The organism is Nonomuraea turcica (assembly GCF_030718205.1).
In the GTDB taxonomy this organism is placed as follows: Bacteria; Actinomycetota; Actinomycetes; order Streptosporangiales; family Streptosporangiaceae; genus Nonomuraea.
On sequence record NZ_JAUZQF010000001.1, the window covers coordinates 737,967 to 759,050 of the forward strand.

At 69.0% G+C, this 21,084-nt stretch carries 42 protein-coding genes; 15 read left to right on the forward strand and 27 right to left on the reverse strand.

Annotation, left to right across the window (positions count from 1 at the left end):
- The first annotated feature begins 1 nt into the window (after position 1).
- The 6 genes from Q9G87_RS03805 to Q9G87_RS03830 all read left to right on the forward strand — a co-directional run bounded on the left by Q9G87_RS03805 (position 2) and on the right by Q9G87_RS03830 (position 6,571).
- Complete coding sequence (locus Q9G87_RS03805; protein ID WP_305914746.1) at positions 2-226, forward strand: hypothetical protein; 225 nt, start codon at positions 2-4, stop codon at positions 224-226.
- Positions 227-284: 58 nt separating this feature from the next.
- A complete protein-coding gene (locus Q9G87_RS03810) occupies positions 285-2,912 on the forward strand; it encodes a phage tail protein (RefSeq protein WP_305914747.1) in 2,628 nt (875 codons plus the stop codon).
- Positions 2,912-4,348 (forward strand): hypothetical protein, encoded by a 1,437-nt coding sequence (locus Q9G87_RS03815; protein WP_305914748.1) that lies wholly within the window; start codon positions 2,912-2,914, stop codon positions 4,346-4,348. The genes Q9G87_RS03810 and Q9G87_RS03815 overlap by 1 nt, the downstream gene beginning before the upstream one ends.
- A 32-nt stretch (positions 4,349-4,380) precedes the next feature.
- On the forward strand, positions 4,381-5,367 hold the full coding sequence (locus Q9G87_RS03820) for a hypothetical protein (protein WP_305914749.1): 987 nt from the start codon (positions 4,381-4,383) through the stop codon (positions 5,365-5,367).
- Positions 5,368-5,530: 163 nt separating this feature from the next.
- Positions 5,531-5,839 (forward strand): hypothetical protein, encoded by a 309-nt coding sequence (locus tag Q9G87_RS03825; RefSeq protein ID WP_305914750.1) that lies wholly within the window; start codon positions 5,531-5,533, stop codon positions 5,837-5,839.
- Between the two features lie 12 nt (positions 5,840-5,851).
- On the forward strand, positions 5,852-6,571 hold the full coding sequence (locus tag Q9G87_RS03830; protein WP_305914751.1) for a glycine-rich domain-containing protein: 720 nt from the start codon (positions 5,852-5,854) through the stop codon (positions 6,569-6,571).
- Between the two features lie 240 nt (positions 6,572-6,811).
- On the opposite strand, the gene Q9G87_RS03835 is transcribed toward Q9G87_RS03830, so the two are convergent.
- Entirely contained in the window at positions 6,812-7,936 is a 1,125-nt protein-coding gene (locus tag Q9G87_RS03835; RefSeq protein WP_305914752.1) for a pentapeptide repeat-containing protein, read from the reverse strand.
- 313 nt (positions 7,937-8,249) lie between these two features.
- Here Q9G87_RS03835 and Q9G87_RS03840 point away from each other — a divergent pair, with 313 nt between their 5' ends.
- The 9 genes from Q9G87_RS03840 to Q9G87_RS03880 all read left to right on the forward strand — a co-directional run bounded on the left by Q9G87_RS03840 (position 8,250) and on the right by Q9G87_RS03880 (position 13,588).
- Complete coding sequence (locus Q9G87_RS03840; RefSeq protein WP_305914753.1) at positions 8,250-9,212, forward strand: hypothetical protein; 963 nt, start codon at positions 8,250-8,252, stop codon at positions 9,210-9,212.
- Positions 9,213-9,220: 8 nt separating this feature from the next.
- Positions 9,221-9,523, forward strand: coding sequence for a hypothetical protein (locus tag Q9G87_RS03845; protein ID WP_305914754.1), 303 nt, complete (start codon positions 9,221-9,223; stop codon positions 9,521-9,523).
- Positions 9,516-9,794, forward strand: a complete 279-nt coding sequence (locus Q9G87_RS03850; protein WP_305914755.1) for a hypothetical protein — start codon at positions 9,516-9,518, stop codon at positions 9,792-9,794. The genes Q9G87_RS03845 and Q9G87_RS03850 overlap by 8 nt, the downstream gene beginning before the upstream one ends.
- The gene (locus Q9G87_RS03855) at positions 9,791-10,576 is read left to right on the forward strand and encodes a peptidoglycan recognition protein family protein (protein ID WP_305914756.1); all 786 of its coding nucleotides are present in this window, start codon (positions 9,791-9,793) and stop codon (positions 10,574-10,576) included. Before Q9G87_RS03850 ends, Q9G87_RS03855 begins: the two co-directional genes overlap by 4 nt.
- 151 nt (positions 10,577-10,727) lie before the next feature.
- On the forward strand, positions 10,728-10,979 hold the full coding sequence (locus Q9G87_RS03860) for a hypothetical protein (protein WP_305914757.1): 252 nt from the start codon (positions 10,728-10,730) through the stop codon (positions 10,977-10,979).
- Positions 10,945-11,463: a DUF6879 family protein gene (locus Q9G87_RS03865; protein WP_305914758.1), complete on the forward strand. Its 519-nt coding sequence runs from the start codon at positions 10,945-10,947 to the stop codon at positions 11,461-11,463. Before Q9G87_RS03860 ends, Q9G87_RS03865 begins: the two co-directional genes overlap by 35 nt.
- 24 nt (positions 11,464-11,487) lie before the next feature.
- Positions 11,488-12,339, forward strand: coding sequence for a helix-turn-helix domain-containing protein (locus tag Q9G87_RS03870; protein ID WP_305914759.1), 852 nt, complete (start codon positions 11,488-11,490; stop codon positions 12,337-12,339).
- A 237-nt stretch (positions 12,340-12,576) separates the two neighbouring features.
- A complete protein-coding gene (locus Q9G87_RS03875; protein WP_305914760.1) occupies positions 12,577-13,206 on the forward strand; it encodes a hypothetical protein in 630 nt (209 codons plus the stop codon).
- A gap of 103 nt (positions 13,207-13,309) precedes the next feature.
- A complete protein-coding gene (locus Q9G87_RS03880) occupies positions 13,310-13,588 on the forward strand; it encodes a hypothetical protein (protein WP_305914761.1) in 279 nt (92 codons plus the stop codon).
- On the opposite strand, the gene Q9G87_RS03885 is transcribed toward Q9G87_RS03880, so the two are convergent.
- The 26 genes from Q9G87_RS03885 to Q9G87_RS04010 form a co-directional block, all read right to left on the reverse strand.
- On the reverse strand, positions 13,562-13,765 hold the full coding sequence (locus Q9G87_RS03885) for a transposase (protein WP_305914762.1): 204 nt from the start codon (positions 13,763-13,765) through the stop codon (positions 13,562-13,564). The two genes, Q9G87_RS03880 and Q9G87_RS03885, sit on opposite strands and share 27 nt — an antisense overlap.
- Positions 13,766-13,920: 155 nt before the next feature.
- A complete protein-coding gene (locus tag Q9G87_RS03890) occupies positions 13,921-14,127 on the reverse strand; it encodes a hypothetical protein (RefSeq protein WP_305914763.1) in 207 nt (68 codons plus the stop codon).
- Between the two features lie 75 nt (positions 14,128-14,202).
- Positions 14,203-14,568, reverse strand: coding sequence for a hypothetical protein (locus tag Q9G87_RS03895; RefSeq protein ID WP_305914764.1), 366 nt, complete (start codon positions 14,566-14,568; stop codon positions 14,203-14,205).
- A 131-nt stretch (positions 14,569-14,699) separates the two neighbouring features.
- The gene (locus Q9G87_RS03900; RefSeq protein ID WP_305914765.1) at positions 14,700-14,858 is read right to left on the reverse strand and encodes a hypothetical protein; all 159 of its coding nucleotides are present in this window, start codon (positions 14,856-14,858) and stop codon (positions 14,700-14,702) included.
- Positions 14,859-14,972: 114 nt separating this feature from the next.
- On the reverse strand, positions 14,973-15,260 hold the full coding sequence (locus tag Q9G87_RS03905; RefSeq protein ID WP_305914766.1) for a hypothetical protein: 288 nt from the start codon (positions 15,258-15,260) through the stop codon (positions 14,973-14,975).
- A complete protein-coding gene (locus Q9G87_RS03910) occupies positions 15,257-15,643 on the reverse strand; it encodes a hypothetical protein (RefSeq protein ID WP_305914767.1) in 387 nt (128 codons plus the stop codon). Before Q9G87_RS03910 ends, Q9G87_RS03905 begins: the two co-directional genes overlap by 4 nt.
- Complete coding sequence (locus Q9G87_RS03915; RefSeq protein WP_305914768.1) at positions 15,643-15,918, reverse strand: hypothetical protein; 276 nt, start codon at positions 15,916-15,918, stop codon at positions 15,643-15,645. Before Q9G87_RS03915 ends, Q9G87_RS03910 begins: the two co-directional genes overlap by 1 nt.
- Positions 15,919-15,920: 2 nt before the next feature.
- A complete protein-coding gene (locus Q9G87_RS03920) occupies positions 15,921-16,175 on the reverse strand; it encodes a hypothetical protein (RefSeq protein ID WP_305914769.1) in 255 nt (84 codons plus the stop codon).
- Positions 16,172-16,375 (reverse strand): hypothetical protein, encoded by a 204-nt coding sequence (locus Q9G87_RS03925; RefSeq protein ID WP_305914770.1) that lies wholly within the window; start codon positions 16,373-16,375, stop codon positions 16,172-16,174. The genes Q9G87_RS03920 and Q9G87_RS03925 overlap by 4 nt, the downstream gene beginning before the upstream one ends.
- A 178-nt stretch (positions 16,376-16,553) precedes the next feature.
- Positions 16,554-16,691, reverse strand: coding sequence for a hypothetical protein (locus Q9G87_RS03930; RefSeq protein ID WP_305914771.1), 138 nt, complete (start codon positions 16,689-16,691; stop codon positions 16,554-16,556).
- A 10-nt stretch (positions 16,692-16,701) separates the two neighbouring features.
- Positions 16,702-16,863: a hypothetical protein gene (locus Q9G87_RS03935; protein WP_305914772.1), complete on the reverse strand. Its 162-nt coding sequence runs from the start codon at positions 16,861-16,863 to the stop codon at positions 16,702-16,704.
- Positions 16,863-17,015: a hypothetical protein gene (locus tag Q9G87_RS03940; RefSeq protein WP_305914773.1), complete on the reverse strand. Its 153-nt coding sequence runs from the start codon at positions 17,013-17,015 to the stop codon at positions 16,863-16,865. Before Q9G87_RS03940 ends, Q9G87_RS03935 begins: the two co-directional genes overlap by 1 nt.
- Before the next feature lie 33 nt (positions 17,016-17,048).
- Positions 17,049-17,699, reverse strand: a complete 651-nt coding sequence (locus Q9G87_RS03945) for an NUDIX domain-containing protein (RefSeq protein ID WP_305914774.1) — start codon at positions 17,697-17,699, stop codon at positions 17,049-17,051.
- Positions 17,700-17,705: 6 nt separating this feature from the next.
- The gene (locus Q9G87_RS03950) at positions 17,706-17,927 is read right to left on the reverse strand and encodes a hypothetical protein (RefSeq protein WP_305914775.1); all 222 of its coding nucleotides are present in this window, start codon (positions 17,925-17,927) and stop codon (positions 17,706-17,708) included.
- Positions 17,928-18,003: 76 nt separating this feature from the next.
- The gene (locus tag Q9G87_RS03955) at positions 18,004-18,195 is read right to left on the reverse strand and encodes a hypothetical protein (protein ID WP_305914776.1); all 192 of its coding nucleotides are present in this window, start codon (positions 18,193-18,195) and stop codon (positions 18,004-18,006) included.
- Positions 18,196-18,198: 3 nt separating this feature from the next.
- The gene (locus Q9G87_RS03960) at positions 18,199-18,522 is read right to left on the reverse strand and encodes an HU family DNA-binding protein (RefSeq protein ID WP_305914777.1); all 324 of its coding nucleotides are present in this window, start codon (positions 18,520-18,522) and stop codon (positions 18,199-18,201) included.
- 63 nt (positions 18,523-18,585) lie between these two features.
- Complete coding sequence (locus tag Q9G87_RS03965) at positions 18,586-18,768, reverse strand: hypothetical protein (protein ID WP_305914778.1); 183 nt, start codon at positions 18,766-18,768, stop codon at positions 18,586-18,588.
- Positions 18,769-18,861: 93 nt separating this feature from the next.
- Positions 18,862-19,008 (reverse strand): hypothetical protein, encoded by a 147-nt coding sequence (locus tag Q9G87_RS03970; RefSeq protein WP_305914779.1) that lies wholly within the window; start codon positions 19,006-19,008, stop codon positions 18,862-18,864.
- Positions 19,005-19,184 carry a hypothetical protein gene (locus tag Q9G87_RS03975; protein ID WP_305914780.1) on the reverse strand — a complete coding sequence of 60 codons (180 nt, stop codon included), beginning with the start codon at positions 19,182-19,184 and terminating at the stop codon, positions 19,005-19,007. Before Q9G87_RS03975 ends, Q9G87_RS03970 begins: the two co-directional genes overlap by 4 nt.
- A gap of 17 nt (positions 19,185-19,201) precedes the next feature.
- A complete protein-coding gene (locus Q9G87_RS03980; RefSeq protein ID WP_305914781.1) occupies positions 19,202-19,405 on the reverse strand; it encodes a hypothetical protein in 204 nt (67 codons plus the stop codon).
- Positions 19,402-19,581: a hypothetical protein gene (locus tag Q9G87_RS03985; RefSeq protein ID WP_305914782.1), complete on the reverse strand. Its 180-nt coding sequence runs from the start codon at positions 19,579-19,581 to the stop codon at positions 19,402-19,404. Before Q9G87_RS03985 ends, Q9G87_RS03980 begins: the two co-directional genes overlap by 4 nt.
- A 47-nt stretch (positions 19,582-19,628) precedes the next feature.
- Positions 19,629-19,811: a hypothetical protein gene (locus Q9G87_RS03990; RefSeq protein WP_305914783.1), complete on the reverse strand. Its 183-nt coding sequence runs from the start codon at positions 19,809-19,811 to the stop codon at positions 19,629-19,631.
- 88 nt (positions 19,812-19,899) lie between these two features.
- On the reverse strand, positions 19,900-20,028 hold the full coding sequence (locus tag Q9G87_RS03995) for a hypothetical protein (protein WP_305914784.1): 129 nt from the start codon (positions 20,026-20,028) through the stop codon (positions 19,900-19,902).
- A 110-nt stretch (positions 20,029-20,138) separates the two neighbouring features.
- Positions 20,139-20,330 (reverse strand): hypothetical protein, encoded by a 192-nt coding sequence (locus Q9G87_RS04000; RefSeq protein ID WP_305914785.1) that lies wholly within the window; start codon positions 20,328-20,330, stop codon positions 20,139-20,141.
- Positions 20,330-20,590 carry a hypothetical protein gene (locus Q9G87_RS04005; RefSeq protein WP_305914786.1) on the reverse strand — a complete coding sequence of 87 codons (261 nt, stop codon included), beginning with the start codon at positions 20,588-20,590 and terminating at the stop codon, positions 20,330-20,332. The genes Q9G87_RS04000 and Q9G87_RS04005 overlap by 1 nt, the downstream gene beginning before the upstream one ends.
- A 72-nt stretch (positions 20,591-20,662) precedes the next feature.
- On the reverse strand, positions 20,663-20,839 hold the full coding sequence (locus Q9G87_RS04010; protein WP_305914787.1) for a hypothetical protein: 177 nt from the start codon (positions 20,837-20,839) through the stop codon (positions 20,663-20,665).
- Positions 20,840-21,084: the final 245 nt, after the last annotated feature.

A 21,084-nucleotide genomic window follows, 5' to 3' on the forward strand; every position in this document is an offset into this window, starting at 1 on the left:
GATGCTCGCCGCGGCAGAGGCCGCCATGGACCTGGCCGCGGGCGACGACGCCGAGCGGGAGCGTAACCGCGCCCGCCTCTACGCCCCACCCCCCGCAGGCGGTGCTGTGCGCGGCAGAGGCGGTCCCGCAGCTCGCGGTATGGCGATGACGGACGTGCAGACGTTGATGGCGCAGATGGCGGCCGAGGACTCGCAGCACGCCCGTGGCCGAAACCCCTCCCGGTAGTCTGGAGAGCGCCGCTGGTTCTGGGCCGGGCAACCTACGCACGTCGTGAGGTTGCCTGGTGGCCGACGACATCGTCGGATCAGCGAGAATCCGCATCGAGCTCGACGACGGCGCCGTAGTCGCCGAAGCGCGTGTCCTCGGCCAGCGCATCAAACGCGCCCTTGACCAGGGCACCCGCAACGTCGGCAAAGACGTCGGCGACAGGCTCGTCCGCGATGTCAACGGCCGCCTGCACGACGCCAAGGGCCGTTTCATCGCCGAAGGGCGAGGGCTGGGCGCAGCCCTCGGGCTCGGCGTCGGCCGCGGCATCGGCGCCAGCATCGCCGGCGCGCTGACAGGCGCGCTGCGCGGGGTGTCCAAGCTCGTCGCAGGCGCGGCCGCCCTGACGTTCCTGTCCATCACGTTGGCCTCGACCGCGCATGCCGCGCTCGGCCTGGCCGCCGCGCTCGCCCCGGCGGCGGGCATTCTCGCCGCGCTGCCTGCCGGGGCGCTGCTGGCTGCCGCCGCGATCGGCACGCTACGGCTGGCCGTGGCCGGCATGTCGGCCGCGTTCGAGGCCGCGCTCGGCGACGACGCCGCCAAATTCGAGGAGTCCCTCAAAGGGCTGGCGCCCGCTGCCCAATCGGTCGCGCGGGAGCTGCGCGCCGCCAAACCCGCCATCGACGGGCTGCGCCAGTCCGTCCAGGGCGCATTCTTCGCCCCCCTGCAGGGCGAGATCACGCGGCTTGTCGCCACCCTGCGGGGGCCGCTCACCTCCGGCATGTCGGCGGTCGCCTCGCAGTTCGGGCGGCTGGCCGCCGTGGTGACCGGGTTCGCTCGGTCGGCGGCCGGCGTCCAGCTCGTGAACGGCGTGTTCGCGACGCTGCGCAACACGCTGGCGTCGATCCGGTCCGACACGATCGACCGGCTTCTGCAGGCCATCTCGGGGTTCGCGACCAGCACGCTTCCTGCCTTCGCCGGGCTCGGCGCCGCCATCGACGGCGTGCTGAAGCGCTTCTCGGCGTTCCTGGAGCGGGCCACGGCCGCAGGGGACGGCGTGGCGTGGATCCAGGGCGCTGTCACCGTCTTCCAGCAGCTCGGCTCGATCATCGCCGACGTCGTCGCGATCATCAGCGGCGTCTTCTCCGCTGTCCAGTCCGCCGGCGGCAGCGCGCTCGGCGTCCTGGGCTCCGCGCTGGAAGGTGTCCGCGCCTTCGTCGAGTCGGCGCAGGGCCAGCAGGCAATCGTGGAGATCTTCCGCGCCCTTGGTGAGGTCGGCTCCCAGCTTGGGTCGATCTTCGCCGCCCTTGCGACGGGCCTGGCGGGGATCGCGCCCGTGGTCGCGGAGCTAGCGGCCACCCTGGGGCCGATCCTGGTCGAGGCGATCGGCGCGCTCGGGCCCGCGATCGCAGCGCTCGGGCCCGGCGTCATCTCGGTGTTCCAGGCGATCGGGCAGGCCGTGTCCACGATCGCCGACAGCGGCGCCCTGACCTCGTTTGCGACGGCGATCTCCGGCGTGCTCACAGCCATCGCCCCGCTCGGGCCGGTGATCGGCCAGCTCGTCACGTCCGGGCTGCAGATCCTGACGCCTCTGCTGCAACTGCTCGCCCCGATCCTGAACGCGGTGTCGACCGCGCTGGCCGCGGTGATGGCCGCCCTCGCCCCAGTGATCACCGCGCTGGTCGGCCAGTTGACCCCGATCCTCACCCCGATCAGCGCCCTGCTCGGCCAGCTCGCCGCCGTGATCGGCCAAGCCCTGGTCACCGTCCTGCAGACCGCCGGGCCCGCCCTCGCCCAGCTCGTCGGCGCCCTCGGTCAGGTGCTGGTCGCGGTGCTTCCGCTGGTAGAGGCGCTACTGCCGCTGATCCCGATCATCGCCGACCTGGCCGCGCAGATCGTCGCCGGCCTCGTCCCGGCCATCGTCCCGCTGGTCGAGCTGCTCGCCCAACTCCTGAACGTGATCGTCCCGCCACTCGCTGCGGTGATCGGGTTCCTGGCGCAGGTCATCGGCGGCGTCCTGTCGGTCGCGGTCACCGTCGTGACAGGTGTGATCCGGTTCCTGGTCAACATCCTGACGGGGCTGCTCAACTTGATCGTCGGCGGATTGACGACAGCCTGGCAGACCCTGTCCGGGCTGCTGTCCGGCGCCGTCCGCGGCGCGTTCAACGCCATCGTGTCGGTAGGCCGCACCCTCTACAACAGCGTCCTACGGCCCGTTGGGCAGTTCCTGGCCGGCGTGTTCAAGTCCGCGTGGAACGGCATCGTCAACGCCGTCAACACCCTGCGCAACGCCTTCTCGTCGCTGTCAGGGCCGATCCAGACCGTGATCGGCTGGCTGCAGAGCCTGCTCGCCAAAGCCCGGGAGGCGCTGTCGTCGATCCGGAACATCCCCGGCATCGGCGGCATCGCCTCCATCGCTGGGTTCGCTGACGGCGGCATCATCACCCACCCCACATTTTCCGTGCTCGGCGAGGGGCGCCGGCCCGAGGTCGTCATCCCGCTCACGCGGCCGCAGCGGGCTCGGCAGCTCGCCGAGGAATCCGGGCTGCTCAAGGTGCTCGCCGGCGCCAGCCCGCCCGGCGGCAGCCAGGGGCCGGCGCGTGGCGGCGATACCCACCACACCTGGCACATCTATGGCGCGAGCGACGGCGAGGCCACCGCTCAGCGGGTCCTCAACCGGCTGGCGCTCGCCGCAGGAGGCTTGTGATGATCGCGGACTATCTGGCGCTCGGCGGCGTCGAGCTGGTCAATTCGGCCAGGCTGCGGGCCTACCTGGAGACCGTGGGCAGCCCTCTGACGGGCGCGCCGGAGGATGTGTGCGGCTGCCCCACCTTCACCGCCGAGGCCGTCGGGGACGCCCCGTACACGACGCCAGAGGACGACGACGCCCCCTGGTACGACCCCGACGTCCCAGAAAGCGCCGACTTCGCCGGGCTGCTCGTCCTGCGCGTGGACGGGCTGGACGACCACCCCGTCCGCCGCACCGTCACCGGCGCGGTCGCCGGCGGCGCCGCGCTCGGCCCCGCCCGCGTCCAGCCCCGCACCATCACCGTCACCGCGTTGCTGCTCGGCGCCACCTGCTGCGGCGTGGAGTACGGAATGCACTGGCTCGCCCAGGCCCTCGAAGGCTGCGACAGCGCCGGCTGCAGCGGCGACTGCCTGACCGTCTACAACTGCTGCCCGCCCGAGGAAATGGATCCCGAGGAGTTCAACGCGCGGCACCGGCGCACCCTGCGCCGTGTCGCCCTGGTCGACGGCCCCCGCGTGGTGGCCAGGAACGGCGACGGCTGCGCGACCGGCGAATGCTCGATCGGGGCGGACATCCTGACGGTGGAGTTCGTGCTCACCGCCGCGACGCCGTGGCTGTGGGCGGACCCGCTGCCGATGCTGGATGTGGCCGCGCCCGGCGACGACGGCACGGCCTGCGTCACCTGGTGTGTGCACGGCGGCCCGGCCGCGCCGCCGAAGACGCTGTGCGTCGAGCTGGGCGAGGTCTGCCCGCCCGGCAGCACCGCGGTCCCGTTCGGCGACGGTGGGGTATGTGAGACCGCCTGGCCGGACGCCGAACCGGTCGATGACCCCTGCTCAGGCACATGCAGGCTGGCCGCCTGCCCCGACCCGGTATCGGCGTGCGCAGACCCGTCCTGCATGCCGCCCGCACCCCCAGTGCCGACCCCGCCGGACACGTGCTTCTGTGAGGCGGTCGCGGTCAACAGCGCCTGCTACGAGCTGGACCTGACCTCCCGGCCCGCCTGGTCGCCCGACGCCCCCATGATCATCGTGGAGGCGGGCAGCTCAGATCTGCGCAGGCTGACGATCACCTTCTACGAGCGGACCGACGACAACGCCGACCTCACCTGCGAGGAGGTAGCCGACGCCGACCGGTGCACCCCGCACTCGGTCTACCACGTCGGGTACGTGCCCGCCGGGGGCGTGCTCACCCTCGACGGGCAGATCGGCCGCGCCTACGTCGAATGCGGCGGCGTGTGCGAGTCATCCGGCAGCGTGTGGGGCCGTGACGGCAACCCGCCCAGCTGGCGGCTGCTGGACTGCGACCGCTACTGCGTATGCGTGACCACCGACGCCCTGTTCCCGCCCGCCGCGGACGCCGCGGTATCGATCGCACTGTCAGGGAGGGGTTAGGAGTGCCAGCTGGGTGCGGAAGCCACACCGCGATGATCCTCGACCGTGACGGCGCTGTGGTGGCGGACGCCGAGGTGCTAACCGAGGTGGAGTGGAGTCGTGTCCTCGATGACACCTCTACTGCGAAGGTCGTCATCACGCCTGGCGGGGACTGCTGCGAACGGCTCAAGCAGGTCCGGTCGTGGCGGCATCGGCTGGCGATCTGGCGGGACGGTGACCCGGTGTGGGAGGGGCCGATCCTTCAGGCGGAGTGGTCGGTCGGCCAGGTCGAGATCAATGCCGGGGACGTACTGGCATGGCTCGATCGGCGCGTCCCGCACGAGACGATCACCTTCCACCAGGAGGACCTGACCACCATCGCGCAGTGGCTGATCGCCGACGGGTTCCTGCCCGACGACCCCGGCCACCAGGTGCAGGTGATCGGCCCGCCACTGGTGCGCGGCGACCGCGCATACGAGCAAGATGTCGGCCAGACCGGTGACCACCTGCGCGACCTGGCCGACACAGGCCTCGACTACACCGCGGTCGGCTCGGTGATCGTGCTGCTGCCGGAAGACCACACCGCCAGCGTCGGCTCGCTGACCGATGCCGATCTGCCCGAAGGGCTCACCGTCGCTGAGGACGGGGTCGCGCTGGCCACCCGCTGGGTCGTCCACGGCGACGAGGTCAAGGGCGAGGCGGGCGGCCGCCACGACTATTACGGGCTGCTCGAGCGCAGCGTCGAGGAGAACTCCATCAAGGACACCGGCTCCGCCCGCGCCGCCGCACGGTCCCGGCTACGCGGCAGCCTGCCCGCGCCGGTGTGGATCAGCTCCGAGCGGGTCACCTTGTCGCCGGAGGCCGCCGTCGACGTGCCCAAGCTGGTGCCCGGCTGGTGCGTGGACGTGACCACCACAGCCACCTGCCGCACCATCGGCCAACGCCTGAAGATCGCCGGAGTGAAGGTGACCGAGAACGCCGAGGGGGAAAGCGTGCAGCTGCAGCTCGCCCCGACCGGCGCAGGACTGGAGGGGGCATAGCGTGGCGGCGAGAGGATCCCCGCTCCGGCAGGTGCCCGGCGCACCGCTGGCCGGGGTATTGCGTGACCTGGGCCGGCGCACGCGCACCGTGGAACGGCAGGCTGGCCGCCAAGCCCGGCCAGGGCCGCAAGGCCCCCCGGGCGCCCCAGGGGATCCGGGACCTGTGGGGCCGCCTGGCGAGCCCGGCCCGCCGCTGCTGGCCGCCGTGGTGACAACCGACGGCGACGGGCGGGCCCGCTGGGACTTCCCGCGCGAGCTTGCCGCCCCGCCGGTCATCGGCGCTCTGCCGGTCTCCCCTAACCGGCGCAACGAGACCGCCCTGTCCGTCGTCCTGGAAGAGGTCACCAGCACGTATGCCGTCGTGCGGGTGTGGCGGGCCCGGCCGCGGCTCGGGCTGGGTCTGCTGCCCGCAGAACCCGCCGGCGCGGGCGTGCAGGTGCACGTGACGACGATTCCGACCATAACCATCTGAAAGAGGACAAATATGGCAAACGCGTGCGTGTGCGGGGAGTACTTCAACGTCAACGACGAGGGTGAGCTGTGCCTGAACCCGGGCACGATGGGCCTGCGCCAGCTGGTCATCTACGCGACGCCGGGCACCCACCAATTCGTCAAGGCCAATTACCCATGGCTGGCCAGGGTGCGCGTCCAGGCACAAGGTGCCGGCGGCGGCAGCGCCGGGGCGAACGCCGCGCCGAATGAGTGCATCGTCCGGCCCGGCGCGGCGGGCGGCGGTTGGTCGGAGTCCGTCATCCAGGCCTCCGCGCTGGGCGCCAGCGAGGCCGTGGTGGTGGGCGCCGGCGGCCTGGCTGGGGCGGGCAACAACCCCGGCGGCGCCGGCGGCTCCTCCAGCTTCGGCGGGTTCGTTGTCGCTCCGGGCGGTGACGGCGGCACCGCCAACGAAACGTCGGGTACCGGGCTCGACGCCGTGTCCGGCGTTTCCGGGCCGCTGGCCGGGACCGGGCAGCACATCTCCGGTGGCGGCGCCGGCCACGGCGCGATCCGGCTCAGCGCCACCCAGGGGCTGTCCGGCGCCGGCGGCGAATCCCGCCTCGGGCACGGCGGGTTCGCCCGCGCCACCGAAGGGTCCGGGACGGCGCCGCGCGGCCGCGGAGGCGGTGCAGGGGGAGCGCTCTCCTACGGCGACTCGGTCAACGGCGAACCCGGCGGCGACGGGATCGTCATAGTCGAGCTGTACGGCTGAACCTTGCTACGGTGAGCTTCTCGATCCTGGGACGCTTACCTCGGCAGGAGAGCCTGAGAAAAAGGCGGGCACGCTGGGTACGATCTGACACGTCGATCACCTCTGAGATCTCCGGATCGGCCATGTCCCGGACCGTTGCAGCGGTGCCGGGGCCTTTCGGGTTCTGGCTCACTTTTGATGATCGCGGTGACAGAGCGTTGCCCAATGAGCTGTAGGCACCAGCCCGGTGAGCTTACGCAATCACTCAGATGGCTCGTCCCTGACTGCGAATTCGTCGTAGGTCCGGGGACGGATGGGTGGGAGCGATCGCGGCCGTGCTGGTTCGATCAAGGACGGTTCGATTCCGTCGGGCCAGACGGTGTTGTCATCGAAAACTACCCGCTTCAGGGAGGCGCCGGTCAGCATGGCACCGCTCAGAGTCGCTCCGCGAAGATCGCTGTAATCGAGGCGGGCGCCACGCAGGTTCGCGTTACGCAGGTCGGCTCTGCTCAGATCGGTGGCGCGTAGGTCGATGCCCTCGGCAATGATGCCGGTCAGGACGGCGTCCCGTAAATCGGCCTGGTAGAGGATCGCGTCCGGGAGGATCGCGCCGGCCAGCCGTGCTCCGGTCAGATCCGCACGGGTCAGATCGACTCCGACGAGGGAGGATTCGGTCAGGTCGCTGAAGTGGAGATCCACATCGTGGAGCCGGGCGGAGGCGAGGTTGGTCTTGGGCAGGACCACCCGGTCCAGACCGAGCACCTGGCCTCTCACTGATTGGCGGCGGCCGAGGACCGTGAGTGCCGCGTGGATGTCCGGAGCTCGGAGGGAGAGGTTCACCAGATCGTCGGGGGGCGCGGCCGTGTGCTGGGCGTCCTGCGCATTTCTGTGAGGACGGCGGGTGCGGGTGCCGATGAATGCGGTGAGGATCTCGCCGATGGTACGGCGGTCGGCTGTGGAAGAGCGTGCGATGCGTTCCAGGGCGTAGATGCCGCCGAGTCGGACATCCACGCTGGGATCACCCAGGTGGGCGATCGCGGCGGCGAACGATTCGGTGGCCTGGCCGTGGCGGCTGAGCTGGAGTTGGCGCCAGGTGAGGTAGGCGCCCATTAGAAGCACCAGGCCGCCAACTCCCTGCAGTAGGGCTGTGCGGATGTTGTTCACGGCGGCCGCGTAGTCGGCCGGCGGTTGCGCCGATCCCAAGTCCCAGGCGAGCAGGTGACGTGGGAGCAGAATGGCGCAGGCCAAGGCGGCGATACCCAGAAGTGCGGTGATGATGAAGGGAGCAGAGATCCGGTGGCGCCAGGACGCACCGACACGGGCGATCTTGTCCGTTCGGACGGGGTGGCGGGGGAGCGGTGGCGTGCGGTCTTCGATGCGCGTCATGGCCTCACCGAGAGTCGGGCTAGAAGGATTGCACCAGTCGAGGCTTTACTATCTCGCGGAGGCAGCCCGTTCAATCTGGATCCACGCCCACCCACCGGACCACCGCCATTGAACTCCACTCATCCACTGACCATTTCTCGGGCGCAGAGCCCCTTTTCGTGATCGCACCCCACCCCGTGGCTCCAGCTGTGTGAGAGGCACCGGGATAGACTCGCCGTAGCCGCTGGTTATGGGCCGGGCCAAGACCTCCGAAAGCACTGGGAGGCTCGTCTTGGCTCGATGCGGATGCGGCTCCACTCGATGCGCGTGCACGGTGACGGCTGGGCCGAACATCACCGTTGACGGCGACGGCTCCACCGCCAACCCTTACGTCATCTCGGGCACCGGTGGCGGCGCGGTCACCTGTGACCAGGTCCGGCCCTGTCTGTCGGCTGGGCCTGGCGTCGCCTATGACCCGGCAACCGGTGTTATCTCCGCCCGCCTGTCCACCGACGCGGGCAACAACGCCACGTTCGGCGGCGACCAGGGCATCTTCGTGCCCGCGGCCGGTGGCGCCACCGTCATCACCGCCGACAGCCCGTGCATCGCCCTGGACGGCGACGGCTCGGCCGGCGCACCGATCACCGCAACCCCGGTGGTCGACCCGGCCCCGGCCAACCTGCTGGCGTGCGGCCCGAATGGGCTGCTGGTCACCGGAGGCGCGGCATTGGCCACCGGCTGCGGCCTGTCGGGCGACGGCACCGCAGCCGCGCCGCTCGCCGCGGCGGTGCAAGAGTGGCCGTACCCGTGCGACGTCACCACCGAGGCCGGCGGGGTGTACTGCGACGCCAACGGCGTGCTGCGCGCCGAGCCGCGCGGCTACATGGTCAGCAGCAACAGCCCGACCAACAACCAGACGTACCCGAATCTCGCGGTGCCCGCGGCACAAGACACGTTGATCGAGACCCGAACGTTTCTGATCACCAACCCGGACACGTGCCGCGATGCCTACGTGATCGTCGAGCTCGAGCTCGACGTGGATTTCGTGCTGCCCGCGGGGGCTGGCGCGGCGGCCGGGATGTACACGGACGAGATGGTGTTCCACCGCAACACCGGGTCATCGGCGGAGAACGACTTCCACGTCCAGGTCACGAAGGTGCTCGCTCAGACCCCGTTCGTCCTGCCGCCTGGCGGCAGCAACAACTTCGGTCTCGACATCAGGCTGGGCCGCGGCTCTGGCGGCGCCACCTACAACCGCATCCAAACGTTCGTTAGAGCATTTCTCTGGATCCTGTAGGAGAGACCGTGACAAACCAGTCAACCGACCCCGTGGTGACGTACTACGCCACCCCCGACGGCAGCGTTGGCCAGGGCGGCAGTGACGGCATCGTCAACTTCGTGATGCCCGCGGGCGCGGTCGAGATCACCGCCGAGGAGTATGCGGACGCCGTCGCAGAGTGGGAGAAGTCCAAGGCGGCATATGTCGCCGAACTGGAGGCCGCGGACCGTGCGCGACAGGAAACCGACTTCGACGCGCTGACCGCGCTCGGCCTGCCGGACGCGACCGCGCGCCGGCTGTCCGGGCTACCGGCCGCACCCGATGAGTGACCCGTTCGACGGCGCGGTCACCGCGCGGGACGTGTATGGCAAGGTCGTCGAGGTCGCTGAGCGCGTCGCCCAGATCGACGCCAAGGTTGACCGGGTCGAGCAGAAGGTCGACGGCGTGGTCGCACGGGTGGATGACCATGAGGGCCGGTTGCGCAAGCTGGAGGCGGCGCGCTGGCCGCACAACAAGCTCACGCTCCTGGTGGCCGCGGCTGGCCTCGGCGTGTCAATCCTTGCGCTGATCGTCGGGCTGATCATCAAAGGAGTGCCGTGAGGTTCGAGACGAGGGCGGTAGTCGGCCTGCCCGACATGTCGGGCGTCTCCACGGACATCACCCCCGGCGCGGGCGGCGTCGCGGTCCACTACGTGGGCGGCGCGGTCGGCATCGGCCAGACCACGCCGCACACACACTGCCGGGCCAAGGTGCGGGAGATCCACGACTGGCACACCTCGGGGAACGGGTGGGCATACTTCGCCTACAGCATGGCTGTCTGCCAGCACGGCATCGTCATGGAGGGCCGCGGCACCGGACGGCGTACCGCCGCGAACGGCACCAACGACGCCAACCAGCGCTTCTACGCCGTGCTCGGGTTGATCGGCGGCAACGAGAAACCCAGCGACGCGATGGTGGCCGGTATCCGCGACGCCATCTCCTATCTGCGGGTCAAGGGCGGGGCCCGGAAACTGGTCACCGGGCACCGCGATCACTACTCCACCGACTGCCCCGGCACGGCCCTGTACGCGCTGGCGAAGTCGGGGGCGCTCGACCCTGCCGAGCCTGAACCCTCGTGGACGGAGAAGCTCGTGAAAGACCTGCCCACACTCGGCTTGGGCGACGACAACTACGACGTCAAGACCGTCCGCGCGGCACTGTTCGCCCGCGGCCACGTACCCGACGAGGCGTACGGTGAGCCCGCCGGGTTGAAGGCGTGGCTGGAGCGGACGGCGTTCGACTCCCAGCTCGCCACGCTCGTAGCCGTGTTCCAGAAGGCCGAGGAACTGGACGATGACGGTGTCGTTGGCCCGCGTACGTGGCGCAGGCTGGTGCGCCGGTGAGGGGCCGTACCGGCCCCCCCGCCACATGCCGAGGAGGTGGCGGGGTTCTCTTTCGCCATGCACACCCCGACGGGTCTCGCTTGACTCGCATGCCTGCGGCGGTCAGGCTCGAAGCGCCAGAGTCCCGGCCAACCCCAACATGGGAGGGATCATGCGGCTACGCTTCCTCGTCATCGACCCCAACACCGAAGGCGACCACTGCCCGGCCATGCAGGTGGACGAGGAGACCGGAGATCTAGCATTCGTGGGCGAAACGATCCTCGACGAGAACGACCTCGCCCAACTGCGGGCCAGTAGCGGGATCTCGCCGTGGGAGTCTGGGGTTCGCATCCCACGACGCATGAGAAGGCTCATCCTGGAGAAGCTGCGTGAACTCGAAGAAAAAGATCCCACCGTTTCCTGAGCTGCTCGCAGCGACGACCCGCAGCGCCATCCACTTGGAGATGCGCGACACGTACTGGCCTGACAACCCCAACTTCCTGAAGTGGCGCCAGACGGGCAACCTCGACCACATCGACTTCACCACGTGGAGGCGCACCATCGGCGACGCTGTAGGACGAGGAGTGTCGTTCCGCAGAGCACGCGTCGTTTCGGAGCCGATCACCGACTACATCAGATACGAGTACATCCTCACCGAGCCGTACAACGTCGCGGCCGGCGAGCAGGTGAGGTGGCTCCCTCGGCGGCAGGCATCCGACCTGGCGTTGCCCGGCAACGACTTCTGGGTGTTCGACAACACACTCATCAGGTTCCACCACTTCGCGGGGGACGGCTCAATCCTCGATGACGAACTGTGTGACGATCCTGCCGTGGCCCGGCTTTGCACCTCAGCTTTTGAGGCCGTCTGGGAACGCGCGGTAAATCATGCGGAGTACACGCCGGCCTAGTCGGAGCCAGTAGCACACACCGCCGTGTCGACCTCGCCCGCATCCTCGGTCCTTGAAGCTCGCAAGGCGCTTGCCAAGCGGCTACGAGACATGCGCGAGGACGCCGAGCTTACGGCTGTTGCGCTGGCCAAGGCGGCGGGCTGGGAACGCACAAAGGTATCCAAGATCGAACACGCGGCGCGGTCGCCGTCCGTAGCCGACATCCGTACCTGGTGCCGCATCTGCGGGGCGCAGGACCAGACCGAAGACCTGTTGGCCGCACTGCGAGCCGTGGCCAGCATGTACGTGGAATGGAAGCGCCACCGGCGCACGGGCCTGCGCCAGATCCAGCAGGCGAGGGTGCCACTGTATGAGCGGACCGAGCTCATGCGCGCCTACTGCTCACAGGTGATCCCCGGCCATTTCCAGACCCGCGAGTACGCCGTCGCCTTGTTCCGTGGCATCAACGCAGGCCATCAGTTCACCGATGACGCAGAGGAAGCGGCAGCCGTCCGCACGAAGCGGGCGCAGATCATCCGTAAGCCGGGCCACCGCTTCGCCTTCGTCATCGAAGAAGCGGTCCTCTACTACCGGATGGGCGGCCCGGAGGTGATGGCGGACCAGATGGAGCACCTGTTGTCGGTCATGACTCTGCCGTCGGTGTCCTTCGGCGTGATCCCCCGCGACATCACCCGGAGCGTGCACGTCACCCATAATTTCTCGATCTTCGACGACGTTCAGGTCAGCGTGGAGTTGGTCAGTGCCGCCGTCACTGTGACAGCGCCAGGCGAGATAGCCCGCTATGAACGAGAGTTCGCCAGGCTGGCTGAGATGGCGGTCTACGGGGAGAAAGCACGCGAACTGATCAAAAAAGCGCAGGCTGTGTACCGGGCATAGAAAGTCGCGTGCCACACTTCGCCACACTCGTTGAGCCTGCGTAAGGCCCACTTCTACGGTCCGAGCCATGGACAGTCACGGGTCCGCACCCCCACCTTCGCCCGCTCCGGGCGTCACGAGCAGGCCTGCCGGCGCTGGCGTGACACGGCGGCGGCAGGCCGAACCCGCCGCCATGAAACGCCTCCGGCCGACGTGGGTCCGCTCCAGCGAGGCGCCGTTCCGGGCGGGAGACCCGTCGTGAGACGCGTCCCCTATGTGACCGCCTATGACGGGGAGAACGTCGCCTACCAGCTCGCGCTCGTGCCCTCCGCGGAGGCGACGGACGGGATCCGGCTCTCCTACGCCGACCCCACAGAGCACGACTGGATGTTCGGGGTGCTGTGGCACCGCCACGGCCTGACCCGTGCAGGACACCCTCAGTGGAAACTAGTCAACACCTCGCGGCAGCGTCGCTGCATGCTGCAGGAGCTGTGCCAGGTGTGCGGGCAGACGGCCGTGGACAGCGACACCGGCCGGATCTGGTGGGTCATAGCGGAGCCGCCCGGCAAGTCCGCGCTCGGCGCGTCGTTCACGAACACGCCGCCGACGTGTCGATCATGCATCGGGTTGGCGCGTCTCCTCTGCCCTCGGCTGCGGGAATGGTCGCAGGCGTGCACTGTTGCAGCCGCCGAGCCGTACGGAGTAGTTGCGGATGTGTTCAAGCCGGTGGGCCGGGGGCTGGTCTCAACTGGAATCGCAACAGAACTGCCACTCGATGCCTATCGCGACCTTGAGTATGCGCTGGCGAAGCAGCTCATCGTGTCGCTGGAAGATCTCCGGCCAGAACAGGTTTCCTCCGCCGGAGTGCCGATGGCCCATCTGGCGTAGTGGCCCACCTTGGTTCTGGTCTGCGTGGTCCGGGTGTCGCCTCGGGCGAGCGAGGCGGTCTGTCATAGGATCGACGCACCGCGCACCATCTGGGGGATTTGCCATGGTCGACTATGAGCCGCCGTCTGACCTGATTGATCTCCGCAAGGCTTTCCTGGCCAGCGAGGCGATGCTCGCCGAGCTCCGGCAGACCCATCCCGCGCCTACGGCGATAGCGGCCGGTGAAGCCGAGCTTAGTGATGATCAGCGCGTGGAGTGGGCGGCCGCACTGGACGAGCTGCGGAGGCTGGCGGAGGAGATCGGCCGGCACGCGTGGTGGGCGCAGGTGGATAATCGGCACAGCGCTTGGATGGCTCTACGGCGTGCGGCGGTCGATGGGTAGAGGGATGACTTCGACCAGGTCGGCGAGATCAACGTGTTGGGCTACTTGGCGGGTGTTGGTGCAGTAGTCGAGTAGGTAGCGGCGGCCGTGCACTAGCTGAGTGACACGCAGGCGTGGCCGGTCGTTGAGGATGATCGGTTCGACGATGATGCCCTCGGGGCCGTGCCAAGTTGCCATGGCAGCAGGCTACGCCGAATCGGACATTGGGTCACATTTTGGGTGGTCGGTTCTTTGCTCCAACGAAGCGTTCCGACGCCCCTGATATGAGTCGTGACAAAGATGGCAGCGGAAGGCACCCCGTTCTCATCGAGGACGGGGCGCCTTCGCATCGGTCAGTCCAGAGGGATGATGGTCTGGCGGACGCCCGGACCGGGGTTCGCGGCGAAATAGCCGTGGCGTCGGCCGTCGTCGCCATCGAGTTCAAAGCCGTGCTCGGTGGGGTCAATAAGGCGTCCACTCCATTCAGCGGTGCGGTTTCCCGTGGTCGGGTGCGGTGGGTCGAACTCGCGGCGTACGACGACGCGGTCTCCGTTCTTCACCGGGTTCTCCGTTCTGCGTCGACCACCAAGTCGAGGTGCCTGCCGTCGGCGTCGGCGTAGATGCATGTCGAGGTGTCATTCACCGCGGGCCGCCTCCTCGATCGCCGCCCGCACCGTGGCGGCCTGGTCGTGCGGGATCGTCACCCGGTAGGTGCTCGCTCTGGTCGCTACCACCAGGTTGGTGCCGCGCTCCTGGGCGTACACGGTCAGCGAGTCGTCATCGTCATCGTCGCCGTGTTCGAGGGAGAGCAGGAAGTACTCGCGCGCCGAGTCCGGGCTGAGCGTGTCGAGCAGCCGCGCTAGGTCGTCGGCTTCGAGCCCGATGATGCAGCCGGACACGTTGAGCAGGATGGAGCCGGCCGGGGCGTCGGGAAGTGGCCCGAGCACGTCGAAGTACGTGCCTTCGGGGCCGGCGTAGACGGCGGTGCTGATCTCAGGCATTCCACACCACCACGGCGTTCGGGTGGACGGGGCAGGACGCGTTGCCGTGGACGTGCGGAGGTCCGGAGAGTCCGCAAGCGGTGGCCGGGTCTTGGTTGCAGTAGGTGTCGCATACGCATCCGTGCTGGTGGTTACGCATGGGCGGCCACCTCCTGCCTGGCGGTGTGGGCGTGGAACTCGGTGTCCAGGTCGGCCGCGGGAACCGCCCGTCGGCAGTTGCCGCACCGGTACAGGACCGGGCCTTCGTTGAGCGGTGTGCTGCAGCGTGGGCAGCAGGTTGGGGCCATCATGGGGTTGCCCTTTCGATCTCTCTGTAGGGGTTGGGGGGGTACGGGCGCGCCTGGTGTGAGGCTTCTTGGCGGGAGTGATCACACTCGTGCGCGCCCGTCTTCATCTGTTGCGGTTCAGCGCAGGGTCGGATCCTGGTGCTCTTCGCCTAGGCCGTGCCACCAGTTCGCGGCTCCGCCCTCGTCCTCGATACGAAGCGCATGCTCACGGCAGTGCCCGAAGTCCGCTTCCGGGTCGGATCGCTGGCGGCAGTACACGGTCCCGGTCCAGTTGCCCTGCTCGACGACCCAGGAGCAGAGGCCCTGCCGGAACAGCACCACCTCCTCCGCCAGCCACCGGCACGGATGCGTGTCGGGCGTGATGCGAGCGCCCGCCGGCCGCCCGTCTGTGTGCGCGTACCTCATCCGAACTCCCCCGGCCAGTACGTGATCGGCCACGCCCCCCTGGTCCTGGGCTCAACGAACAGCCGGGCGCTGAACTCGCAGAACCCCACCGGGCGCAGGTCGAACGTGGCGTACCCGTGACAGATCGTCGCCCGGACCCGCTCGGCGCCACCATCAAGGTGTGCCAGCGGGTCGTCCACCACGGTCCCGGGCGCGTAATGGATGTGCTGCATGTACTCGGCGACGGCCTTTGTCATCCGCTCGGGGCTGACGTGGCCGAGCACGTACAGGTGATCGTCGTCCTCGCTGTCATAGAGATCGAGGCCCGCAGCGGGAAATCCCTTGGGAGGCCGGGTTCGGCGGCGCTGCCAGGCGACCAGCAGGCCGGTTATCAAGCGACGCATCAGGCCCACCCTTCGCGGACGATGCCGGAGTCCGGCGGCGGCTCCCACAGCTGCATGCTGGTGACCCAGCTCAGCCGAATGACTCTGGGGACGACGCCACCGGTGGGTGTGAGCTGGGCGTACACCGACATGACCACCTGGCCGGGTGGCGCTGCCAGGTCGTGGGGGTTGAGCAGCATCTCGTACTGCCCCTCGCTGACCTGCGCGTACAACTTGCGGGGAGTGCGGTCGTCTCCCTCGTACGTGATCTCGACGTTGCGGAACAATTCACTCACGGTCAGCTCCCTACCGGCCGGGCAGCGAACTGGTCGACCGCGTCCAGGTCGTCCCGGCTCATCCGGGCAAGGCCGAGTTCCGCGAGGAACCGCACCCACCCGGGGTGATCGTCGAAAACGTGCCCGGCGACGGACGCGACACCGAAGGGGAAGGTGGCGCGCTCGATCATCAGCCACTGCTTGGTGTGGTTAGTGATGAGGACGCCGACGCTGGCGTTGTCGCAGACCTTTACGACGACGCGGTCACCGGCCTTCACCGGGTTCTCCGCTCGGCGTCGAGCAGCGTCCAGCCGGACGCCTGCGGGCCGAACGCCTTCACGGCGTTGGCCCGGGCCCGCTGTTCGATCTCGGCGTCGGACAACTTCTCGTACGGCTCCACCGGGACGCGGGTGTGCCAGCAGACGTTGCCGCTGTCGGCGCCCATGCGCATGCGGACGCGGTAGTGCGGCGACATCACGCCCCCGCCCTGTGGGTGTGGAATGCGCCTCGACAGCAGTCGGGGCAGTTCGTGTCGAAGTAGTCGCCCGGGTAGGCGGGCTGGCCGTTCGGCCGCTGCAGCTCGACTGGGATGGGCAGGCTGCACATGCAGCAGCGGGTGCCGTTGCCTCGCCCTATGCATCCTGGGCAGGTGTCGCTCATGCGCCCTCCGCCCATTGCACGACGACCCAGCGGGGGATGATCCCCATGCCGCCGCAGAAGTCGCAGCCGTCGCCGTCGCACCCGGTGCATGTGGCCGGGTTGTCCTCTTCCCAGGGTTTCGTGCCAGGGATCATCAGTGCGCTCCTATTGGTCGTCTTCCGTGGCTTTTCGGACGCTGATTCGCACGCCCGCCTGGTTGGCCGCCTGCTTCAACTGCTGGAGTTCGGCGTCGCTGTATATGGCGTGAGGCGTACCGGCGAACGGGCGGTCGTCGTAGACCCTGACGAAGTACTTGATCTGAGGCATCAGTTTCCCTTCGGGCGGTCGTGGAGGACTGCCTCCTTGGTGGCCTGGTCCGCGCGGCCCCACGCCTCCACGTAGGCGGCGTCGGCGGCCGGGTCGCGCCGGGCGGCGGCGCGAAGCCTCCGCAGGTCTTCGACGGTCGGCTGGCTGTTCATCGAATGGCGCTCCTTTCGGTGTGAGGGTGGGTGTCAGCCGAGCAGCTCGCGCAGCAAGGCCTCGTGCGCCGCGAACACCCGGCCGCCGTAGACCCTTCGCAGGTACTCCACGAGAGCGGCGTAGGTGCCCGCGCACACCCACTCAGCGCGCCGCGCGTCGTCCGCCCCGACCACAGCCGGCAACTCCGCCCCGACGACGGTGCCCAGATGGGTGCGGACGGGCACAGTCACCATCCACGCCTCATCCGACGCACGCGGATCCGGCACGTACCGCGCAGGCAGCACACGCCAGGGAACGCCACCCAGCCGCAGGCCGGTCTCCTCGCGCAGCTCGCGGAGCGCTGCCACTCCCGGATCCTCGCCAGCTTCCACGGTGCCGCCGGGCAGCGCCCAGCCGTGGCCGTCGCCCCGCTCCACCATGACCAGCACCCGGTCGTGCGCGGTGTGCGCGGTCACGATGGCGTCCGCGCAGAGCTGCTCGCCCCAGTGGCCGAGCTCGTTGCGGCCGTACCTAATACCGGTGGGCGCGAACGGGTTGAGCGGGCGCCCGTCGACAACGTGGAACGGGATCGCGGCGGCAGCCTGGCGGGGCGCCCAGTCGATCTGAGTGGGGTCGTCGCACGGGTCAGCCCAGCCGTCGCGGACGCCTATCGTCAGCACGTCGGGATGCGTGTATGTGCGCATGCTGCCTCACATCTGGATGTTGATGTCGCCGACGATGGTGTCGGCCTGGACGCCGACGCGGCCGCGCCCGACCTGCATGTTGACCGTCCGCTCTTTGCCGGTCTTGCGTGGGGGCTTCGGCGTCTCGGGGTTGGTGTCCGACTGCGTCTCGTTGTCGCCGGGCGGCACGACGCGTCCGACCTGGACGGGGGTGTAGCCGCTCTTGGCGATGTTCGTCTTCTTGCTCATGGATTGCTCCTCTGCTGTGTTGTTGGGGCGATGGGTGGTGGCCCGGCCGCGCCAGGTCCGGGCCACCACGCTCGGGTCAGCGTCGGACGCGGTAGCGAGCCTCGCCGCGCGTGACCATGCCGCTGTGGCCGTTGCTGAGTTCGATCCAGCGGCCTTGGATGCGGAAGCCGTCACCGTCGCCGATGCCGTAGGCGTCGAGCACGCGTGTGCCGTCTTCGAGAACGTCACCGGCCTTCAGGTCAGCGGCGTCCACTTCGCGGATCGCCATCGGTTAGGCGGCGCTCACGGCCTGCTTGAACCCAGCGCCCGCCTTGAACGCCGGCACGTGCTTCGCTGCCACCGGCACCGGCGCGCCGCCGCGCGGGTTCGGCGCGGTGCGGGCCTCGCGGAACCTGCGCTCGAAGCTGCCGAAGCCGATGATCTGCACCGTGTCCCCGGCGGCCACGGCGGCCTGAACGGTGTCGAGCGTGGCGCTGATGATGGCGGCGACGTCGGCCTTGCTGCGGCCGGTGTTGACGGCGACGGTGTCGATGAGCTGGGTCTTGTTCATGTGCTTCTCCTTGCTGTGGTGGTGGAGCGGACGCTCCGGGCGCACGCCCGGCCCGAGAAGGGGGCTGGAGTAGGCCGGGCGTGCACGCGCAACGTCAGCGGAGGCGGCTCAGGTGCTCAGCTCGCGCAGGATGCGCTTCGGCCCCCAATTCGGGTTGGCCTTGGCCAGCTTCTGCGCCTCAGGCGTGGCCAGCCGCGCCACATCCGCCGGGTTCTGCGGGGTGCGCCGGTCGGGGTTGTTGATGGGGTGGAACGGGCCGCTGCCGCGGGGGTCGTCGTTGTCTCCGAACATGTGAAGTCCTTCCTTCTGTGGACGAGGGGCCGGTCGCCCCGGGCGCCCGCCCGGCGGAGGGAAGACGCCGGGCGAGCACCCCGAACGGTCGGATCAGTGGCTGGGGACTGTCATGGCGGGCTGGCGGGCGTGGAACTCGACGTCGAGATCAGCCGCCCACACGGCACGCCGGCAGTTGGCGCACCGGTAGACGACCGGCCCCTCGTCCAACGCCGTGGCGCAGCGCGGGCAGCGGTTCATAGCGCCCGGCATCCCTGGGCGTGCTTGTCGGCGTCCGTGTGACGGCCGTTCGCCTTGTCGCCGCAGCCGCCGCACTGGTACTCGCCGGGCCCGAACAACGGTTGAACGTTCTCCGGGTGGCGTGTCCAGGTGACGGTGTTGCCGCCAGCGGTCTTGTACTTGATCTCGTCCTTCATGGGTTTCCTCTCCGGGGCTAGTTGGGGGAGGTTCTCGTCACGTACGGGACGTGGATCTCGTGGCCGCGTCTGCAGGACCCGTTGTATGGGCCGAGCTCGTTGGCGCTGGTCGCGAATGCGTCCACGCCGCACCCTTCGGCAGGGCAGGTGTACAGCGCCAGCCACCCGCTACCGTGCGGGTTCTTTCCGATCTTGTAGTTGAGGTGTCCGGCGTACCTCATAGCGACCGGTCCCGGGCGACCGCGCGGCCGAGTGGCGGGAGCTTCGCCTCCGCCTTGCGGATGCGCTCCTGGCTGGCTGCGTAGCGCGGGTCTTCCTCGCTGTCCACGTGCGCCGTGTCGCGGAGCGCGGCCGTGAGTTCGTCGCGGTCCGCCTTACTGCCGAGGATCTTGCTCATGGTGTTCTCCTTCGTTCGACGGTGTCCGAGTGGTGGCGGCACGTCCGCTAGAGCGCGTTGCAGACCTTGGCGTGCCGCTCGGCATCGCCGGAGTAGACGCGCGCGTCCTTATTGCGGCCGTGGCAGCCCTTGCACTCCCAGCCGCCCGTCAGATCGCCGAAACCGTCTTCTCGGGTCGGCTTGAACACCACGACGTTGCCGCCCTTGGTGCGGTATCGGATCACGTTCATGACAGGTCTCCTGTTCGCTTGATGGGGAGCTGGCTGCTCCGGCCGCCCGTCCAGCCCCAGGGGAAGCGGCTGGACGGGAGCCGCAACGTCAGCGCCTACCGGTGCCGTTGCAAGACGGGCAGTCCGCCGCGAGTGCGAGCCCGTTGGGCGCCGGCGTGCCGGTGACCTGGCCGGAGCCGTGGCAGTCGGCGCACACGCCCTTCGTCGTTCGCCGCATCGTTCACTTCTCCTTGGTGGTGAGTTGCTTGATGTACCGGTCGGCCATGGCGAACCGGGCGGCGGCCGGCTTGGTCGCGCGGGCCGCCCTCTGGAGCGTCTGCTTGTCGGTCACTGCGGCGTCCGGTCTTCGCGCCGGGTCTCGAGGGTGATGAGCACGATCACCGCACCGCTCAGCGCCGCCGTCCCGACGAGCGCCAGCCATGCCAGCGCGACGTGGCCGCCGAACAGCAGCCACAGCATCAGGGCCGAACCGCCGCCGAGCACCGCGGTAAGACTGGCCAGCTTTATGGCGACGCCCATCAGAAGCTGTCCCGCACCTTGCGCGCGGCGTCCTTCATCAGCCGCTTGGCCTCTCGCGAGCCGACCTCGCGAATCAGGTCGGCCTCTGCGGCGCGCTGGTCCGCGCGGCTAGAGCCGAAGCCCGGATTGGCGGTGTAGGCGAGCCGCTGGTGGCGGTTCGTGGTGTGGCTCTGGGCTCTGGCGCGGGCGTCCGTCTTGTCGGGCATCCGGCTGCCGGCGCCTGCGTTCGCGAGCTTGTCGAGCTTTTCGAACAGACCCACGGTTTCCCTCTTTCTTGGTCGGGTGTATGGGGATTGTTGGAGCGGCTGCTCCGGGGCTGTGTCCACGCGGGGTTAGGGGATCTGGCAGCAGGCGAGGGCGTGCTTGTTGGCGATGGTCCACTCCACCGGTCTGCTGGTCGTGCGGCAGCCCGAGCAGGTGTAGGGACCCACCTCGAGCACGACGTCGGTACGCGTGTGCGTCCACGTGACGGTGCCGCCGCCCTGGGTGCGGAACGTGCGCTCCTTCACCGTGTTGTCTCCTCTCTTGATCGGGTTGGTAGGGAATCTTGGAGCGGCTGCTCCGGGCGGCCCTCCAAGGGCTTGGAGAGCACCCGCAACCACCCGCTCGCGGGCGGTGATCATGGAGTTAGGTCTTCGAAATCGAGTTAGGTTTCTAACCTGGGCCCGATCCCGGCATAACCAGCCGTTGACCTGCGGGAAGTTAGGTCAGTTAGCTCGTTGGAGCGAGTTAGATCGGGGCCTCTGAGAGCGGC

Excerpts from the sequence above, each read along its gene's own strand:
- Q9G87_RS03975 (WP_305914780.1), bottom strand. The coding sequence starts at position 19,184 with ATGAAGGACGAGATCAAGTACAAGACCGCTGGCGGCAACACCGTCACC.
- Q9G87_RS03815 (WP_305914748.1), top strand. The coding sequence starts at position 2,912 with ATGATCGCGGACTATCTGGCGCTCGGCGGCGTCGAGCTGGTCAATTCG.
- Q9G87_RS03930 (WP_305914771.1), bottom strand. The coding sequence starts at position 16,691 with ATGATCCCTGGCACGAAACCCTGGGAAGAGGACAACCCGGCCACATGC.
- Q9G87_RS03940 (WP_305914773.1), bottom strand. The coding sequence starts at position 17,015 with ATGAACAGCCAGCCGACCGTCGAAGACCTGCGGAGGCTTCGCGCCGCC.
- Q9G87_RS04000 (WP_305914785.1), bottom strand. The coding sequence starts at position 20,330 with ATGGGCGTCGCCATAAAGCTGGCCAGTCTTACCGCGGTGCTCGGCGGC.
- Q9G87_RS03985 (WP_305914782.1), bottom strand. The coding sequence starts at position 19,581 with ATGAGCAAGATCCTCGGCAGTAAGGCGGACCGCGACGAACTCACGGCC.
- Q9G87_RS03835 (WP_305914752.1), bottom strand. The coding sequence starts at position 7,936 with ATGACGCGCATCGAAGACCGCACGCCACCGCTCCCCCGCCACCCCGTC.
- Q9G87_RS03990 (WP_305914783.1), bottom strand. The coding sequence starts at position 19,811 with ATGAACGTGATCCGATACCGCACCAAGGGCGGCAACGTCGTGGTGTTC.
- Q9G87_RS03880 (WP_305914761.1), top strand. The coding sequence starts at position 13,310 with ATGGTCGACTATGAGCCGCCGTCTGACCTGATTGATCTCCGCAAGGCT.
- Q9G87_RS03935 (WP_305914772.1), bottom strand. The coding sequence starts at position 16,863 with ATGCCTCAGATCAAGTACTTCGTCAGGGTCTACGACGACCGCCCGTTC.
- Q9G87_RS03995 (WP_305914784.1), bottom strand. The coding sequence starts at position 20,028 with ATGCGGCGAACGACGAAGGGCGTGTGCGCCGACTGCCACGGCTCCGGC.
- Q9G87_RS03885 (WP_305914762.1), bottom strand. The coding sequence starts at position 13,765 with ATGGCAACTTGGCACGGCCCCGAGGGCATCATCGTCGAACCGATCATC.
- Q9G87_RS03910 (WP_305914767.1), bottom strand. The coding sequence starts at position 15,643 with ATGCGTCGCTTGATAACCGGCCTGCTGGTCGCCTGGCAGCGCCGCCGA.
- Q9G87_RS03905 (WP_305914766.1), bottom strand. The coding sequence starts at position 15,260 with ATGAGGTACGCGCACACAGACGGGCGGCCGGCGGGCGCTCGCATCACG.
- Q9G87_RS03900 (WP_305914765.1), bottom strand. The coding sequence starts at position 14,858 with ATGATGGCCCCAACCTGCTGCCCACGCTGCAGCACACCGCTCAACGAA.
- Q9G87_RS03965 (WP_305914778.1), bottom strand. The coding sequence starts at position 18,768 with ATGTTCGGAGACAACGACGACCCCCGCGGCAGCGGCCCGTTCCACCCC.
- Q9G87_RS03980 (WP_305914781.1), bottom strand. The coding sequence starts at position 19,405 with ATGAGGTACGCCGGACACCTCAACTACAAGATCGGAAAGAACCCGCAC.
- Q9G87_RS03805 (WP_305914746.1), top strand. The coding sequence starts at position 2 with ATGCTCGCCGCGGCAGAGGCCGCCATGGACCTGGCCGCGGGCGACGAC.
- Q9G87_RS03950 (WP_305914775.1), bottom strand. The coding sequence starts at position 17,927 with ATGAGCAAGAAGACGAACATCGCCAAGAGCGGCTACACCCCCGTCCAG.
- Q9G87_RS03970 (WP_305914779.1), bottom strand. The coding sequence starts at position 19,008 with ATGAACCGCTGCCCGCGCTGCGCCACGGCGTTGGACGAGGGGCCGGTC.
- Q9G87_RS03860 (WP_305914757.1), top strand. The coding sequence starts at position 10,728 with ATGCGGCTACGCTTCCTCGTCATCGACCCCAACACCGAAGGCGACCAC.
- Q9G87_RS03945 (WP_305914774.1), bottom strand. The coding sequence starts at position 17,699 with ATGCGCACATACACGCATCCCGACGTGCTGACGATAGGCGTCCGCGAC.
- Q9G87_RS03955 (WP_305914776.1), bottom strand. The coding sequence starts at position 18,195 with ATGGCGATCCGCGAAGTGGACGCCGCTGACCTGAAGGCCGGTGACGTT.
- Q9G87_RS03830 (WP_305914751.1), top strand. The coding sequence starts at position 5,852 with ATGGCAAACGCGTGCGTGTGCGGGGAGTACTTCAACGTCAACGACGAG.
- Q9G87_RS03820 (WP_305914749.1), top strand. The coding sequence starts at position 4,381 with ATGATCCTCGACCGTGACGGCGCTGTGGTGGCGGACGCCGAGGTGCTA.
- Q9G87_RS03850 (WP_305914755.1), top strand. The coding sequence starts at position 9,516 with ATGAGTGACCCGTTCGACGGCGCGGTCACCGCGCGGGACGTGTATGGC.
- Q9G87_RS03895 (WP_305914764.1), bottom strand. The coding sequence starts at position 14,568 with ATGCCTGAGATCAGCACCGCCGTCTACGCCGGCCCCGAAGGCACGTAC.